The organism is Paenibacillus hemerocallicola (assembly GCF_006265175.1).
GTDB lineage: Bacteria > Bacillota > Bacilli > Paenibacillales > NBRC-103111 > Paenibacillus_AB > Paenibacillus_AB hemerocallicola.
In genome coordinates this window covers 1-16771 of sequence record NZ_VDCQ01000111.1, presented here as the reverse complement: position 1 = coordinate 16771, position 16771 = coordinate 1, and the positions used below count along the sequence as shown (strand labels likewise).

Below are 16771 nucleotides of genomic sequence, written 5' to 3'. Positions count from 1 at the left end.
ACCTCACTTGCACGCTCGTTGTTCAGTTTTCAAGGAGCAAAGAAGCTTGTCCTGCTTGCCGCTGCGGCGTTCCTCTCTTTCGCGAGGTCCGATTGGCGACTTTTATAAGATATCACATCCGGCAGCCTGATTGCAAGTCTTTTTTTAAAGCCGTTCGCACTGCCATCGCTTAGCCGTTTTAGCGGCGAGTTCTAATATAACAAATTATTACCGACGATGCAAGCAATACTTATAATCCGGGTACGTCTGGCCGACAACAAATCCCCGGGAGCCGATTGCGTCTCCCCATAAGAACACGCCCCCGGACCGGAATCCGAGGGCGTTATCCTGTTCTTCTTATCCGATTATTCTCCGCCAAGCATCGTATAGCGCAATACGATCAATACGCTGATGACCCACAACAGCCAATGGATCGGCGTCTTCTTGGGGGATACCAGATTGTGGATTGCGGTCAAAATCGTATACGATACGATCCCGAACGAGATACCGTTGGCAATGCTGTTCGTGAACGGCATCATAATGATCGTAAGGAATGCCGGGAATGCCTCGAGGAAATTGCTCCAATCGATTTCCTTGATTTGCGCCATCATCAGCACGCCTACGATGATCAGGGCCGGCGCAGTAGCCGCGGACGGAACGATCAAGGCTAGCGGTGCGATAAACAACGCAAGCAGGAACAGAACGCCTGTCGTGACCGCGGTAAGACCGGTGCGGCCGCCCTCGGCTACCCCGCTGGAACTTTCCACATAAGCGGTAATCGTGCTCGTACCGAGCAATGCGCCGGTGCTGACGCCCGCCGCGTCGACGAGCATCGCTTTGCCGATTATCTTCTCGCCTTTCGCTTTGTCCTTCAGCAGTCCGGCGCGGCTGGCGGTACCTACGAGTGTTCCGAACGTATCGAACAGCTCGACGAAGGTGAAGATCAGGATGATTTCGATAATGCCGACTCCGAGCGCGCCCATAATATCGAGCTTGCCGACCGCCAGATCGCTGAAGGACGGCAGCCAGCTGGAGCTGGTCAGCCCATCCAGGTTCGTCACGCCCATCGGTATGCCGATCAGCGTAGCGACGACGATCCCGATCAGAAGCGCGGCTTTGACGCGAAGCACCATCAGCACGGCGATGATTAGCAGTGTAATCAGCGCGAGCATCGTATCTTTATTATGTATGAAATCGCCCAGAACGATATTGAATTGATTCGAGTTCAGTATGGGCGTTTTGTTTACGTCCGTACCCGGGTTGACACTGACCATCATAATGTTGGCCAGCTTCGCGCCGATAATCGCGACGAACAGTCCAATCCCGACGGTAATAGCGACCTTGAGGTTATTGGGTACTGCGGTGACGAGCATTTGACGAACTTTCGTTACGGTCAAAATGATGAAGACGATCCCGGAAAGGAATACGGCTCCCAAAGCCATTTGCCAAGTAATTTCGCCGTTAGACGTCAATACGACGGTCATGAAATAAGCGTTCAAGCCCATCCCCGGAGCAAGCGCCACCGGAATATTCGCGAAAAAGCCCATAGCCAGCGTTACCAGTCCCGCACCTACCGCCGTCGCGAAGAATACGCCTTGATCGGGGATACCCGCACCGTTCTGCCCCAGAAACAAAGTGTTGACGAACAGGATGTAAGCCATCGTTACGAATGTGGTCAAACCGGCGATAATCTCGGTCCGGACCGTGGTACCGTTCTCTTTCAGTCTGAAAAGACGATCCATTTTTTTACTATTCCTCCTAAATAAAAATTTAATTGGAATAACAAAAACGCCTATCGGGAGTTGTCGCTATCCGCGAAAAAACAAAAAAACCTTAGATCGCAGTCTAGGTTTCCACTCCCAGGGAAAATTATGCGGATACGCCGTCATGCGTGCGGAGCAAAACGGCCCATCGATAAATTCCCTTTTCGTAGACAGATCATTTACGGTGACCTCGTAGAGACTCTCAAGCCAATTCTTGAGATTATACGAAAACAGTATGTTATTCACCCATATTCTAAAATCATTTGTCGAGATGTGTCAATAGAAATCCGAACGTTTACCAAAATAAAGGAAGGTTCATTCGGAAGTATTCGCTTACATTGCTGCCGCACAAAGATATCCCTTTGAAAAGTCAAGAGAACTCGGGGATATCTTCATGCCCGCTACTCGCCAAACAATCCCTTAATGCGAATGTTCCGGCTCGGCCGCAGACGACTTTTTCATAAACAGCTTCATCATCGGAGGCGTAATCAAGGTCGTTATCAATACGACGATGACGACGACCGCAAACATGTCCTTGTCCAGCAAGCCCGCCTCCAGTCCCATCGCCGCTATGATCAAAGCCACCTCCCCCCGGGATACCATCGCCGCGCCTATTCCCAATGCGGGCTTCCAGCGAAAGCCCGACAGCCTCGCCCCCAACGCGGAGCCGACCAGCTTTGTAGCGACGGCCACTATGCTCAGCAGGACAATTAATCCGATATTGCCCGCCAGCCCGCCGAATTCTACCGTCACTCCTATGGAAGTGAAAAATACCGGGACGAACAAGGAATAGCTTATCGTTTCGACTTTTTCGAACACTTCGCGCTTGTACGGAGTCAAGCTGATGGCCAAGCCGGCGATATATGCCCCTATTATGGCGGCGACGCCCGCGTACTCGGCCATATAGGCATACGAAAAGCAAATGATCAGCGCGGCGGAAATAACGGATTCGCTTACGCGGAGCGGAGCGAACTTTTTCATGACCCAAGGAACTACCTTCCATGCCAGCAGAATCGCCACCGCGAAAAATACGATCTTCTTCACGACAACCATGCCCAGATGGACATCGCTGCCGGCGAAGCTCATGACGAAAGCCAGGGCGATAATGACCAAAATGTCGTCGATTACCGCGGCTCCCAGTATCGTCGTTCCTTCCCGCGATTTCAGCATTCCCATTTCCTTCAATGCCTGCACGGAGATGCTGACGCTCGTAGCCGACAGCAGCAGCCCGAGAAAGACCGCCTCGATTCCTTGCATTCCCGTGGCGATACCGGCCAAATAACCGAATACGAACGGGACGGCGATCCCGGCAACGCCAACAAAGGCGGACGATTTCCCGGTCCGTTTGAACTCTTCGGTGTCGGTTTCGAGGCCCGCGATAAACATTAGCAAAATAACGCCTATCTGGCTGAGCTCCTGCAGCATGTCGGTATTCGTAACGAGGCCCAGCACGGCCGGACCGAGCACGATCCCGATCAGCAGCTTGCCCAGTACGGAGGGCTGACCCAATCTGACGCTGATGTCTCCGGCTATTTTGGAGGCAAGCAGGATGATGGCGAGTTGAAGAATAAGCAATACGATTCCACCTTTCCGAGTTCGGATTTACTATTCGCCGGGCAACGGGAAAGCATGCAAAAAAGAGCCGGCCACCCAAGCTGCTATGAAGACATAGCAAGGCCTTGGTGACAGGCTCCTCCGAAATGCTCGATTGATGCGATTAGTTATACGATTCTATACGTGCAGAACCGCTTTCGGTTCCAGCCCATTACCCGATTATTCCCACTCGATCGTGGCCGGGGGCTTGGACGTAATATCGTATACGACGCGATTCACGTTCTCCACCTCGTTGACGATCCGGTTCGAAATGCGCTCCAGCACATCGAACGGGATGCGCGCCCAGTCGGCGGTCATGCCGTCGATCGACGTTACGGCTCGGATGCCTACGGTATGCGAATACGTACGCCCGTCGCCCATGACGCCTACGCTCTTCATGTTCGGCAGAGCGGTGAAATATTGCCAAACTTCCCGCTTCAAGCCCGCCTTCGCAATCTCGTCATGCAAAATGGCGTCCGATTCGCGCACGATGTGCAGCTTCTCTTCCGTCACCTCGCCGAGCACGCGGATCGCCAAGCCTGGTCCCGGGAACGGTTGGCGCCACACGATTTCCTCGGGCAGTCCGCATTCCTCGCCGACCTTTCGCACCTCGTCCTTGAACAAAGCTTTGAGCGGCTCGACGAGCTTGAACTTGATATCCTCGGGCAATCCGCCGACATTATGATGCGACTTGATCGTCTGTGCCGTAGCGGTCCCGCTCTCGATAATATCCGTATACAGCGTTCCTTGAGCAAGGAATTCGAAGTCGTCGAACTTGGCGGACTCCTCCTGGAACACGTAAATGAACTCGTTGCCGATAATTTTCCGCTTCTTCTCCGGATCGTCCACGCCCTTCAGCTTGGACATGAACCGTTCGCGGGCGTCGATCTTGACGACCTTCATGTCGAACTTGCCGACGAACGTTTCCATGACGCCTTCGGCCTCGCCCTTGCGGAGCAAGTTGTGGTCGATGAACATACAAGTAAGCTGCGGTCCGATCGCTTTATGAATCAGAATCGCCACAACCGAAGAATCGACGCCGCCGCTGAGCGCGCACAATACTTTGCGGTCCCCGACCTGCTCGCGGATTTCGCGGATCGTATCCTCGATGAAAGTCCCCATGCTCCAGTCTCCGGCGCAGCCGCATACGTCGAACAGGAAATTGCGGATCATTTCGTTGCCGTACACGGAATGGCGCACTTCCGGATGGAACTGGACGGCATAAAACTTTTTGTCCGGGTGGCTCATGGCCGCGACCGGCGCGTGCTCCGTGCTCGCATCGACGACGAATCCGGAGGGCAGCGCCGACACGTGATCGCCGTGGCTCATCCAGACGGTCTGCTTGCGGTCGAGACCTTTTACGAGATGGCAGCCTTCGGCAAACTGCACGTCGGCTTTTCCGTACTCGCGCTTGCTCGATTTATCGACTTTGCCGTTCAATTGGTAAGCCATCAGCTGCATGCCGTAGCAAATCCCCATAATCGGCAGCCCCAGCTCGTAGACGCCCGGGTCGACCTTCGGCGAATTTTCCTCGTACACGCTGGCCGGACCGCCCGAGAAGACGATCCCTTTGGGCGCAAGCTCCCGGATTTTGTCCACGGAAGTGTTGTAAGGAAGAAGCTCGCTGTAGACGCCCATATCGCGAATGCGGCGCGCAATCAGCTGATTGTATTGACCCCCGAAGTCCAATACGACGATCATTTCGTTCGGCTTGCTCATAAAAGCCTCCTTGAAGCGGTGAACGCTTCGATTTTCATTCGTTTTCAATAGAGATTATTATATAAAAGGCAGGAAGACAAGGTCAAGGGAAAAGGGGCGACCGTTTCCCGGGTACAAAGGAATCGTTTTACAACGAGTCCAGAACTTCGCCCTTCCGGGCGTCGGCGAACCGCTCGCAGTCCATGAATAGCGATATTGGGTTCGTTCAGCCGGTACTAACAAGAAACGAAAAAAACGGAACGAAGGCGACCCTTGTCCCGTTTCTTCTATATCCATTATAGGCTATCTCTCGCCGTGGTCCAAACAACGCAAACCAAAGCCGCTATCGCTCCTTGATTTTCCGCCACAGCTCCCTTATATTCCGTTTCGCCGAACGGGGCAGCGGCGCGCCGCCGTAGCGGACGTCCTCGTACTGCTTGACGAAGTCGAGCAGCGCTTCGCGCTTGCCGACTTCCGAGAGCGGAAGCGATTCGACGTATTCGCGAACGGTCAGCGCGGGCTTCTTGAAGCCAAGCTTGCGGAAGAGGGCGGCCCACAGCTTGTCCAGCGTACGATAGGCGGAGGATCGCTTGCCGCTTGCGTAACGGTGCGAATACGGGCTTGGAGCGGCGGCGCTGGAAGCTGTCCGGATTCTCATCCGACGGAACGCGGCGATCATCAGCAATGTTATCAGCAGCACGGCAGCGATCACAGGCAGCCGCACGGCGTCCGTCATTGCGCTCCAATCGCGGGTCTCCCACGAGGAGGACAGGCGCTCGCGATTCATCTGCATCCAGGCCGCGATCGATTCCGCTAAGCCCTGGGCAGGTACAGCAGTTTCCTGCTCGGGCACAGCCGAAGCGTAGACCGCTTGCGCGAACACCGGCTCCGCGGCGAGCGGGACGGAATTGCCGGGCGTGGGATCGAACGTCATCCAACCGTTGCCGGCGATGTAGGCCTCTACCCACGAATGGGCATTCAGGTTGCGGACCGTTACCGGAATCCCCTCACCTCCGACATTGGCCAATTCTGCGCCGCCCGTCACCTCTCCCGGAGAGAAGCCTTTCACCCAGCGTGCCGGTATGCCGACCGAACGAAGCAGAACGACCATCGAGGTGGAGAAATAATCGCAGTATCCGACTTTGCCGTCGAACAGAAACGTATCCGCGAAATCGGCCGACTCCTTGGGCGTCTCGGGCACATCAAGGCTGTACGTATAGTTGGCTTTCAAAAACGACTCGACCGCTTCGGCTCTTCCGTAATCGTCGGTACGATCCATCACGACCGTCTCCGCCAGCAGCCGCACTCTGGCCGGCAAGCCCGGAGGCAGCTGCAGCTCGGCCTGGAACTTGTCCGGTTTCGGAACGGCATCGGCCTCTGTCGGACCGACCGTCCGTCCCTCGGCTACCGCCTCTTGCGCATCGCGTCCGGCGGTCGCCTGTACTTCGGTCGCACCTTCCCCTGTCGGCTCGCCCGATGCCGCACCGCGGCTCTCCTCCGAACCGCTCCTTTGCGACTCCGTCCCCTCCCCCTGATCTCTCCACTGCGTTCTCTCCAAGGGAACCGCTACTTGCAGCCTGTAGTACCGGAGCGGATCTTTCACGTTACGGTCCGTAACCAAGTAGGAGCCATAGACGTTCATGACCGATTCCTCCGGCGGCATAACCCTCCCGCTCTGCGCGACGAGCTCTTCGACGCGCTCCACCGGGCCGCCCGCGAACAAACGGTCGGCAAGCGCCGGATCGACGATCGTCACCTTCTGCTCGATCGAGCGCGCCGGCTGCGGGCCAGCCGTCTCGTCTACCGCTCCGCCGCTCTCCCACCCTTTGCCGGTGTAGAACGTTTTGGCTTCGCCGCGCCAATAGGTGAGCTTCTCGGTGACGGCCGTAAACGCGATCGAGTCGTCCTGACGGATCGGACCTCCCAGAACGGAATCGTCTCCGCCATAACCGGTTCTGCCAGCAATACTGCCTCTCCCCGTGTCCCCGCCTCCTGCAAAGTCTCCGCCGGACACGCCGTTATTCCAAGACGAAAGCCGCTCTGCGAGCGCTCCCGTATCGAGCGGCTTCATGACGCCGCTCTTCATCTCCGGAGGCAGCCACAGTCCTGCCGCCACAGCCGCCGCAAGCAATAACGGGACGGCGGCGAGCATGCCGACCGGCCAGCCGGCGATACGCCGGCGCAGCGCGAACCGGCTCTCCAGCTTGGAAAATTGCAGCAAAGCGATGAGCAAAAAACCGAACCATACCGTCCGAATAATCGCGTTCGACGTATTGACGCCCGGCCACAGCTGCAAACCGAGCAAATAGAGCAAGGTGGCGGCAACGAACCAAAGCGACTGCTTGCGCTCCACGACGGAGGCGTATATGACATGAATCATCATCGACCAGCCCAGCAAAAAAAGCATCGTCCGGTTGTCCGGACTAATCGCGGCGAAATCGTTGTCCCATACGGCGAGTGCGTCTCTCATCGTCAGCTCCGCATAGCGAAGCAGCCAGGCCGGATGGGCGAATGCGGCGGAATCGAACACGTAGGCGACCATGCTTAAGCAAATGAATGCTTTAAGAGGCCAGCCGATCCAAGGTGACAGCCTCAGCCAGTCCAGCGCCACGAAAAACGCGAACGCGAGCATGAACGGGCTGATCCGGTAAATGCCGCTCCATTCCGACATTTCTAGCAGCGGCCGCAGCCATTCCAGCAGCAGCGCGAAGAGCAGCCCGGCGGCGACGCCGTCCCGGACCATCGATCGTTCAGGCGATGACATCTTCCGCACCTCCCGGACTGAAAGCATGCGACCTCGGCGATCGCAGGACGGCGACCTGGCAGCCGGACGTTTCCAACTCGTTCAGCCAATACCGCTCTTTATCGCAGAGCGGCGCGTCCGTCTGCATGAGCCACACCGTAAGCGTTCTCCGGCCGGACCGCAAAATTCGCGCCGCCCGCACCAGCCCTTCGTCCAAGGCCGCTGTCACGAAAACGACGGCGCAGTCGTTCGGCCAACCGGACGATTCGCGCAGCAGCATGTCCGCTCCGGATACGTTCCCGTCCGCCTGAGCGCGGCTGAGCAGATCGAAAGCGTCCATTAAATCGGCGCGGCGCGCCAGCGGCAGCGATAAAGGATGAGCGCTGCCCGAATGCAGGCTGGCGCAAGCCCCATGCTTGACGCACCACTCCAGCAGCCCTGCGGCGGCCCGCACGCTCGCCTCGAACAGCGCTCCGCCGTCCTTGCCCGCGAAGCCGTTCCGCGAACCGTCCAGCATAACGGCTATTTTGTCCGACTCGACCGGGTCGGTCGACTTCGTTTGCAGCGATCCGGTTCTCGCCGTCGCCTTCCAATGGATGCGATGCTGCGGGTCCCCGGCCATGTACGGCCTGACCCCGGTGACGATCGGAACGGTATCGTTGCCGGGCTTGGCGGCCATGACCGTTTTTCCCGATTCGGCCAGTGCTCCTCGCGGAGCTATGGCGATCGACAGCGGCTTCGGATAGACGGCAAACTCCGTCTCCAGCGGGATGACCACCCTTCTGCGAAGCAAGCCCATCCAATCGCCCGCATCCACTTCGACGCGCAAGAAGCGATACCGTCCTCTGGCAAGCTTGTTCAGCTTGTACCGGAAGCGGAGAACGGAGCGGAATCCGGGGAAGATCAGCCGGCTGTGGCGGTATTCCGATCGGCCGTCGGTCCATATGTCCGTCACGATCATCCAGCCTGCCGGAAGCGGACCGCTACGGCGAACCGTAACGGCCACAAACGCGTCATCCCCGGCAAAATACCGGCTTTGCCTCAACTGCCGCTCCGCCCGGATGCGGCGCATCCCGAAGGCCATCGAAACGAACGCGACGAAGAGCAGCACCGCCGTCCCGTGGAATAAAAACGAAGACGAATACCCGCCCCGCCATTCGTGCAAGCCGTACGACGCCGCGCACAAAGCGGCGACGGCGGCGAAATTGCCCCAGCCCCAGCGACTCATAGCGATCCCCCGGCAGCGGCCTGGGCGGCGGGGACGGGGACGGCCGCCAGCAGGTGAGCCATGACCGATTCCGCCGATTTGCCGGTATAGCGGGCTTCCGGCTGCAGCACGAGGCGATGGGCGATCGTAGAGACGGCCATACTCTTGACATCGTCGGGCACGACATAAGCGCGCCCGGAGCAAAACGCTTTCGCCTGCGCGGTTCGCATGAGCGCATACGACGCGCGGGGGCTCGCTCCCAGCGCGATGTCCGGATGCGTCCGCGTCGCCGACGTCAGACGGACGATATATTGCTTGAGCGTATCGTCGATATGCACAAGCCGCGTCTCCAGCTGGAGCCGGGCCCATTCCTCGCGAAGCAGCACGGCCTTCACACCGGCCAGCGGGCTGCGTTCCTGCAGCCTCCCGAGCATCTCCACTTCATGCCTCTCCTCCGGGTAACCGAGCCGGATTTTGAGCAGAAATCGGTCGAGCTGGGCTTCCGGAAGCGGATACGTCCCTTCGTGCTCCACCGGATTTTGCGTGGCGAGCAGCATGAAGGGCTCGGGCAGCCGATACGTCTCCCCGTCCACCGTCACCTGCTTCTCTTCCATCGCTTCGAGCAGGGCCGACTGCGTCTTCGGAGACGCGCGGTTCATTTCGTCCGCCAGCAGAACGTTCGCCATGACCGGGCCGGGCCGGTATTCGAACTGTCCGGTTTGCTGATTGTAGACGGAAACGCCGGTAACGTCCGACGGCAGCAGATCGGGGGTACATTGGATTCGTTTGAACGACGCCCCGACCGTTTGGGCGAGCGCGCGGACGAGCATCGTTTTGCCGACACCCGGCACATCTTCGAGCAGCAGATGGCCGCCGCACAGGAAAGCGATAACGGCCGTTTCGATGCTGTCCCGTTTTCCGACGATCGCCTTCTCTACATGATGGATGATCCGCTCTACGAATTGCTGCGGCCGATCGAACGGCAAAGGTACGCCGCGTCCTTGAGCCATAAGGAAAACCTCCCAATGAAACTTGATAGTTTCAGTTTTCCCGCCGTTCTATCGATTTAGACCTCGTTTCTATGATTATGTGCCGGCAATTTTGAAATTCGCTAGATTAACCGCGTATTCGCTTCCTCCCGCTATTTGAACCTCAAGGGGATCGCCGTCGAGCGCGTAACCGCCGATCTCGCCTCCCAGCAGCTCGACCGCCTGGCGAAGCGGCACCATCAGCCTGTGGTCGATCAGACTTATATCGGCCATCACCAGCCGTTTGTCCGGATTACCGGGCGAAGAGACGGAAATGGAACGATTGGGAAGATCGTAAGTAATCTGCTGCAATCCATAGCCGACAACGGCTTGACGGCTGCTCTCCTTCCACTCGACGCTTCCTCCCATCGTCTCGACAAGCTCGCGAAGCGGCACATAAAGGCGGCCTTCCCGGAACGAATAGTCCGACTGCGCCAGCGTCAGCGTCGCCGCCTCGAATTGAAGCCGAAGCGGGGGCGAAGGCTTTGCCGGCTGCGGCGCTGCGCCCGCGGAAGCGAGCAGGAGCGGATTCCCCGGCTGCGTGTCGCCTTGGCCGTTCGATTCGCCAGCGGAATCGGGGTCCCACCGCGCCGCGTGCTGTTTGGCCAGAGCCGTCCAGCCGGCGTACTCGGAGAAATCGGCGCTTCGCTTCCATTTCAGCTTGCCGAGCGGGGACTGGATCGGCTTGATTTCCGGAGCAAGCGGAGCGAATGCGTAGCCTTTGTCTTTATAGAAGCGGATAATGTCGGGCAGCGCCTTCACGGTCTCTCCATGCCCCGAGCTATCGTGCATCAGCACGACGATTTGATTCGGCGTCTTCCTCGTGGTCGTCAGGTCGGTCGCTCCCCTCACGATTTCCGATGCCGGCACGCCTGCTCGCTTCGAATCCCCGCTATCCACATTCCAATCGTTGATGACGTAGCCGGCCTGCTCCAAGTAATAAAAATAAGCGGCGTCAAAGTTCGTATGCGTGCCGCCTGGAGCTCTGATCAGGCGGGTGCGTACGTCCGCTTCGGTTTCCAGAGCCGTTTCGGTCAGCATGATCTGCTTCCAAAATTCGCCGAAGCTTCCGTACAATTTATTGTAAACGTGATCGTACGTATGATTGCCTATCGCGTGTCCTTCCCGGACGATGCGCTTGACCAGCTCGGGGTGCTTCTCCACATGCTCGCCCAGCACGAAAAAAGTCGCGGCCACTTGCTCGCTTTGCAAAATATTCAATACGTCGGAAGTATGGATGCTGGGACCGTCGTCAAACGTCAAAAAAACGGTCGGCTTGGAGGGGACTTCATAGCCTCGTTCGGCAGGAGGGCGTTGACCGGCCTGCAAAGAATCGTAAACGATTCTATCCGCCTGTCCGGAGGAAGAATCGGCTGCCGCCGGCGTTGCGGGGAAAACGGACAATAGGACGAACAGCAGGAGCAAACATGGATACGGCAACCCGCCCATCCCGACTTTTCCATAATGAAGCTCACGATGCAATTTCATTCCCGTCCCTCCGAACATGTCTATCGATTTTCGCTTGCCGATAGAGTATATGGTAGAAGGGAGCAGAGTATGACAGCGCAGTACATGTGTCGAACGACCGCAGAGCTGCCGAGGATAGCCGGGACCTTTATACGGATTGCGCAAAAGAAAAGGATGCCGGGAAAGCACCCTGACATCCTTCTTCTTGCTTTACTCATAAAGCATTGCATTTGCCGATGCGCTCCGCCACGACAAGAGCTGCGACGGCCTTCTCCTCACCCCAACGCCTTCACGGCCGCAAGCACGGCATCCACATGCCCTTTGATCCGCACATTGCGCCATTCTTGGACCAACCGGCCGTCCCGGTCGATCAGGAACGTGGATCTCTGAACGCCCATATATTCCCGACCGTACAGCTTCTTCAGCTTCCAGACGTCGTACAGCTTGCAAACTTGCAGCTCCTCGTCCGACAGCAACGGGTAAGGCAGCTCGTACTGCTCGGCGAATTTGTTGTGCTGCTTCACCGGATCCGGACTGATCCCGAGCACGACCGCACCGTTCCTTCGGAATCGGCCGATGCCGTCGCGAAAATCGCAAGCTTCCGCCGTACATGTCGGGGTCAAATCCTGAGGGTAGAAGAACAGGACGACCTTTTTGCCGGCAAACTGGCTTAGCTTCACTTTCTTGCCCGTAGACGCCGGCAATGCAAAGTCCGGCGCGGGATTTCCAATCAGCAGCTCCGACATTGCGCATACCTCCCTGCCTTTTATAGTTAAGATCCGGCCCCCCGGTAACGGGTTACACCATAATTCCAGAGCGTCAATCCGAGCGTCAGGAAGACGATGCCGACGACCGGCGTCCATAGCGCCACCCAGCCCCAGCCCTCCCGGTCCATGAAGTAGGCGGCCGGATAAAAGCCGACGAATCCGAACGGCGCGACGAACGTAAGGATGAATTTGATCGTTTTATTGTAAATGTTGACCGGATACCTTCCATAGTTCTGGATGTTCCACATGAGCGGCAATATTCCTGTCGGAGCATCGGAAAAGAACGATATCGACGTAAGGGCGATGTATACGCCGCCGTAAATCATGATGGCGCCGATCGTAAAGAGCGCGAACATGAACGGGTCGTGCCACGACAGCTGCAGGTCGAGCTGCGCCCCCGCGTACCCCATAATAATCAGACCGACAACGGTGCCGGACAGCGAAGCGGGGTCCAGATTTTCCAGCACGAGCTGCCACAGGTTATGGGCGGGCCGGGTCAATACGCGGTCCATCTCCCCTTTGACAATATACCGTTCCGTAAAGCCCCACAAGTTGAAAAAACAGCTGAATATGCCGTACGGCACCATAAAATAACCGTATATGAATACGACCTGCTCCTGAGACCAGCCGCCGAGCAGCGGAGTATGGAGGAACACGACCAGAATGAAAATCAGGTTCATGCCTTGAAACAGCAGGTCGGACAGCACCTCGATCCAGAAATCGGACCGGTATGTCAATCTTCGCTTCAAATAGTTTTTGAAATATTCGACGAACAACGACGCGTAGAACAACAGTCTCACCCCCCTTGTACGAACAGCCGGCTGCGGGCCCGCCGCCACATCCACCAGATCGGCACGAGCAATATCGCGAACCAAGCGGCCTGAACGAAAAGCGCCTCGTACACCGCTTGTCCGGTCACCCGACCGGTAAATACGGAGCCTGGCAAGTATGTAATCGCCTGAAAAGGCAGCCATTGCAGCAACGCGGCCATCGCGTCCGGAAATAAAGATACGGGGATAATCAGACCGGAGAACAGATCTACGGCGACCCGCTTCATCCGCATCATGCCCTCGTTGTTTTCCACGAAAAAGGCGAACAGCCCCGTCAAAATGTTGATCTGCGAGTTGATCAAAAAGCTTAAAAACATCATGACCATAAACACGAGCCATACCGACGGCTCCGTCGGCAGCTTGACCGGAAACAGCAGCGAGGCGATGATCATCCCCGGAACCGAGAACAGAAATAGCCGAAACAGTCCTTCTCCGAAGCCCTGCATCATTTTCACGACCAAATAGTTGTAAGGTCGGATGAACTGTACGGCGACGCTGCCGTCGCGAATTTCACCGGCGATTTCACGGTCCAGATTGTTGAAGTAAAACGCCCGGGCCATCCACGAAACGGCTACATACGTCGTCATCTGCGTCACCGTCATGCCGCCAAGCGTTTCGCTCGAGCCGTATATCGCCTTCCATAAAAAGTAGTAGGCTCCTATGTTCAAAGCATAGATTAGAATACCGCTATAATAATTGACGCGGTATGCGAGCATCATCATGAAGCGGATGCGGATCAGGTCGACGTAAGCGCTAAGCATGGCGGCCCGCCCCCTGCGCCACGGTAGTCGCTTGTCCGGCGCCGCCGCCCGATTGGCCCCCGTCTTCCCGAGCATCGGCCGAGCCCGTCTTGTAAATTTCTCTTACGATATCGTCCGTATTCGGCTCCAGTATGCTGACATCGCTCACCTCGACGGCGCCGACTACGCGGCTCAGGACGACCGATACGGGGGCGGCTTGGAACGGAACCCATACTTTGGCCGTCAGCTCGTTTTCTTTCGACCAGGAGACGCCCAGTTCTTCGGTCAACCGCTCCAAGCTTTCCAGCGCAACCGGAGCGTGCAGCCGGAACGAAAGCTCCCTTCCTTTGCCCCAGCGCGTCTTCAGCTCGTCCATGGCTCCGTCGTAGATGATATTGCCGTCATCCAGCATAATAACCCGGGAGCAAAGCGCTTCGATATCCTGCAAATCGTGAGTCGTGAGCAAGACGGTCGTACCGTGCTGTCTGTTCATCGATTTCAGAAATTCGCGAATTTCCGTTTTCACCACGATATCGAGCCCGATCGTAGGCTCGTCCAGAAACAAAATTTCCGGATTGTGCAGCAGCGACGCCGCCAGCTCGCAGCGCATCCGCTGGCCGAGACTCAGCTTGCGCACCGGCCGGTTGAGCAGATCGCCCAATTGCAACCGCTCGGTCAATTCGTCCAGCCGCATACGGTAATCGGCTTCGCTTACCCTGTACACTTTGCGGAGCAGCTGGAACGATTCGACGACTCCGATGTCCCACCACAGCTGGCTTCTCTGGCCGAAGACGACTCCGATGCGCCGGACGAACCGTTCGCGCTCCTTGTACGGGACGAAGCCGCCCACCTCGATTTGCCCGGAAGTCGGGACGAGGATGCCGGTCAGCATTTTGATCGTGGTCGATTTGCCCGCTCCGTTCTCGCCGATGTAGCCGCATATTTCTCCTTTCGGAATCGTAAAGCTGATGCCCTTGACCGCGTCGACCTTCGTATATTCGCGTTTGAACAGGTCGCGGAGCGCTCCCTTCAGGCCTTCCCTGCTTTTTTGCACGGAAAATTGCTTGCGCAGATTTTGAACTTTTATGGCATGTATGGCGTCTGACATTTTATGGTCTCCTCCTCCATGAATCGCGTTCTTCCGACAAATCCCCTGAAAACCGGGGGTCGCTGCGAAACGTTTATTACTGCCTTTTTTATCAAGCTTAAGCGTATGCAGTTCGATGTCCGGCAAGGGTTTGACTTGCGGGCGGCATTCCGCAGCACGTATAATTGGTTTGATAAGGGTGGACGTTTTGGACAAATTAACTTTGTTGAACATTCGCGAAAATTAGATTCAATCGTCTAATGATACACGATATGGCGCGGGAAGGAAAAGTCGAACCGGGACCTAAAGGAGTTGAAGCACATGTGGCGAAAAGCGAAGTGGATCGCCTTGACCTGCACGGCGGTCATCCTCTGCGTCATCGGCTATTATGGCTATTCATTGTACCAATTCGGCAACAATATCCAGGAAAAAAAGGACGAGCCCTTCTTCACCCAGATCAAAACGCAGAACACGGTGCAAACCGAGGAAGCCCCTCCGAAATGGGAGGGCAAGGAACGGGTAAACATTTTGCTGCTCGGGGCGGATTCGCGCGGCTATTCCAAAAACGATGCCCCCCGTTCCGACACCATCATGGTTGCGTCCATTGACCCGACGACCAAGAAAGCGTCGCTGTTCTCTATTCTGCGCGATACGTACGTGAAAATTCCGGGTCACGGCAGCGACCGGATCAACACCGCCTTTGCCATGGGCGGGCCGAATCTGGCCATGAAGACGGTCGGCGATCTTCTGGGCTTGCCGATCCAGTATTACGTATACACCGATTTCCAAGGATTTATGGCGCTTGTGGATGCGATCGGCGGCATCGAAATCGAAGTCGAGAAAGATATGAAGTACCGCGATTCGGAGGAGCCGGAGTTCGATATCAACCTGAAAAAAGGCATTCAGCAGATGGATGGCAAAACGGCGCTGCAATATGTCCGTTTCCGGCACGATGCGCTTTCCGATTATTCGCGGACGGAACGCCAACGCAAATTCATGACCGCGGTCGCCGAGGAGCTTCAGACGACCTCCTCCATTTTCCGGCTGCCGTCCATTTTGAATAAAATCGATCCTTACATTACGACCAACCTGTCGATTACCGACATGATCAAGCTGGGTTCCCTCGGCTTCGAGGTGAAAGCTCAAGGTGTGAACGGAATCCAGGTCCCCCCTTCCAGCTTGCTGGGAGAAGACAACATCGGCGGCGCTTCGGTGCTGACCGTCAACGCGACGAAACTGCAAAAGTATGTGAAGGAGCAATTGGATGGCAGCTCCGCCGCCGATGCCGAAGAAGAGGACGACCGTACAAGCGGAACGAGCACGACCGTCAAGGCCCCGGTCACGGAGTCGGATTCTAGCGGGTCCAAGGCGGCCGCCAGCGGTGTCACCTCGGGCTCCGGTTCGAGCGGCTCCAAGTCGACCGGCACTTCCGGTACCTCGGGTACGGCCAGTTCCGGCTCGAAGACATCAACCGGTTCGAGCGCAACCAAATCCGGAACTCCTTCGAACGGGACAACCGGTACTTCTGCCGGTGCGAAGACGGACTCCAATTCGACCGGAGCTTCCTCCGGAGCCAAGACGGATTCCGGGTCAACCGGTACTTCTTCGGGCGCTAAGGCGGGGTCCGGGTCGACCGGCACTTCCTCGGGGACCAAGTCGGAAACTGGCTCGACGGGCACTTCCTCGGGCACCAAGACGGAAACTGGCTCGTCAGGCACTTCCTCGGGCACCAAGACGGAAACTGGCTCGTCAGGCACTTCCTCGGGCACCAAGACGGAGTCCGGGTCGATCGGCACTTCCTCGGGCACCAAGACGGGGACTGGCTCGTCAGGCACTTCTTCCGGGACCAAGACGGAGTCCGGGTCGACC

The 16771-nt window shown here is 57.1% G+C and carries 11 protein-coding genes, 1 pseudogene and 1 riboswitch; of the genes and pseudogenes, 1 reads left to right on the top strand and 11 read right to left on the bottom strand.

Translation table 11 applies throughout. The annotated features are described in order from the left end of the window. Positions 1 to 344: 344 nt before the first annotated feature. The 11 genes from FE784_RS39165 to FE784_RS39115 form a co-directional block, all read right to left on the bottom strand. A complete protein-coding gene (locus FE784_RS39165; RefSeq protein WP_139607733.1) occupies positions 345 to 1721 on the bottom strand; it encodes an NCS2 family permease in 1377 nt (458 codons plus the stop codon). Between the two features lie 168 nt (positions 1722 to 1889). Next, positions 1890 to 1990: riboswitch (purine riboswitch) on the bottom strand. Between the two features lie 172 nt (positions 1991 to 2162). After that, positions 2163 to 3317 carry a cation:proton antiporter gene (locus tag FE784_RS39160; RefSeq protein WP_139607732.1) on the bottom strand — a complete coding sequence of 385 codons (1155 nt, stop codon included), beginning with the start codon at positions 3315 to 3317 and terminating at the stop codon, positions 2163 to 2165. 198 nt (positions 3318 to 3515) lie between these two features. Further along, positions 3516 to 5054: a glutamine-hydrolyzing GMP synthase gene (gene guaA / locus FE784_RS39155; protein ID WP_139607731.1), complete on the bottom strand. Its 1539-nt coding sequence runs from the start codon at positions 5052 to 5054 to the stop codon at positions 3516 to 3518. Positions 5055 to 5376: 322 nt separating this feature from the next. Further along, on the bottom strand, positions 5377 to 7797 hold the full coding sequence (locus FE784_RS39150) for a DUF4129 domain-containing transglutaminase family protein (protein WP_176706845.1): 2421 nt from the start codon (positions 7795 to 7797) through the stop codon (positions 5377 to 5379). Next, complete coding sequence (locus FE784_RS39145; RefSeq protein WP_139607729.1) at positions 7784 to 9004, bottom strand: DUF58 domain-containing protein; 1221 nt, start codon at positions 9002 to 9004, stop codon at positions 7784 to 7786. The genes FE784_RS39150 and FE784_RS39145 overlap by 14 nt, the downstream gene beginning before the upstream one ends. Further along, positions 9001 to 9993, bottom strand: a complete 993-nt coding sequence (locus FE784_RS39140) for an AAA family ATPase (protein ID WP_139607728.1) — start codon at positions 9991 to 9993, stop codon at positions 9001 to 9003. The genes FE784_RS39145 and FE784_RS39140 overlap by 4 nt, the downstream gene beginning before the upstream one ends. Positions 9994 to 10068: 75 nt before the next feature. Continuing rightward, the gene (locus tag FE784_RS39135) at positions 10069 to 11499 is read right to left on the bottom strand and encodes a polysaccharide deacetylase family protein (protein WP_176706844.1); all 1431 of its coding nucleotides are present in this window, start codon (positions 11497 to 11499) and stop codon (positions 10069 to 10071) included. Positions 11500 to 11753: 254 nt separating this feature from the next. Beyond that, positions 11754 to 12224: a thioredoxin-dependent thiol peroxidase gene (gene bcp / locus FE784_RS39130; protein ID WP_139607726.1), complete on the bottom strand. Its 471-nt coding sequence runs from the start codon at positions 12222 to 12224 to the stop codon at positions 11754 to 11756. A gap of 26 nt (positions 12225 to 12250) precedes the next feature. Beyond that, complete coding sequence (locus FE784_RS39125; protein ID WP_176706847.1) at positions 12251 to 13039, bottom strand: ABC transporter permease; 789 nt, start codon at positions 13037 to 13039, stop codon at positions 12251 to 12253. A gap of 2 nt (positions 13040 to 13041) precedes the next feature. After that, positions 13042 to 13836 carry an ABC transporter permease gene (locus FE784_RS39120; protein ID WP_139607724.1) on the bottom strand — a complete coding sequence of 265 codons (795 nt, stop codon included), beginning with the start codon at positions 13834 to 13836 and terminating at the stop codon, positions 13042 to 13044. Continuing rightward, a complete protein-coding gene (locus tag FE784_RS39115) occupies positions 13829 to 14911 on the bottom strand; it encodes an ABC transporter ATP-binding protein (protein ID WP_176706846.1) in 1083 nt (360 codons plus the stop codon). Before FE784_RS39115 ends, FE784_RS39120 begins: the two co-directional genes overlap by 8 nt. A gap of 312 nt (positions 14912 to 15223) precedes the next feature. On the opposite strand from FE784_RS39115, the pseudogene FE784_RS39110 reads away from it, so the two are divergent. Beyond that, positions 15224 to 16258: pseudogene (locus FE784_RS39110) on the top strand (LCP family protein); the annotation flags it as partial. Positions 16259 to 16771 lie beyond the last annotated feature (513 nt).

Excerpts from the sequence above, each read along its gene's own strand:
- FE784_RS39165 (WP_139607733.1), bottom strand. The coding sequence starts at position 1,721 with ATGGATCGTCTTTTCAGACTGAAAGAGAACGGTACCACGGTCCGGACC.
- guaA (WP_139607731.1), bottom strand. The coding sequence starts at position 5,054 with ATGAGCAAGCCGAACGAAATGATCGTCGTATTGGACTTCGGGGGTCAA.
- FE784_RS39150 (WP_176706845.1), bottom strand. The coding sequence starts at position 7,797 with ATGTCATCGCCTGAACGATCGATGGTCCGGGACGGCGTCGCCGCCGGG.
- FE784_RS39145 (WP_139607729.1), bottom strand. The coding sequence starts at position 9,004 with ATGAGTCGCTGGGGCTGGGGCAATTTCGCCGCCGTCGCCGCTTTGTGC.
- FE784_RS39140 (WP_139607728.1), bottom strand. The coding sequence starts at position 9,993 with ATGGCTCAAGGACGCGGCGTACCTTTGCCGTTCGATCGGCCGCAGCAA.
- FE784_RS39135 (WP_176706844.1), bottom strand. The coding sequence starts at position 11,499 with ATGAAATTGCATCGTGAGCTTCATTATGGAAAAGTCGGGATGGGCGGG.
- bcp (WP_139607726.1), bottom strand. The coding sequence starts at position 12,224 with ATGTCGGAGCTGCTGATTGGAAATCCCGCGCCGGACTTTGCATTGCCG.
- FE784_RS39120 (WP_139607724.1), bottom strand. The coding sequence starts at position 13,836 with ATGCTTAGCGCTTACGTCGACCTGATCCGCATCCGCTTCATGATGATG.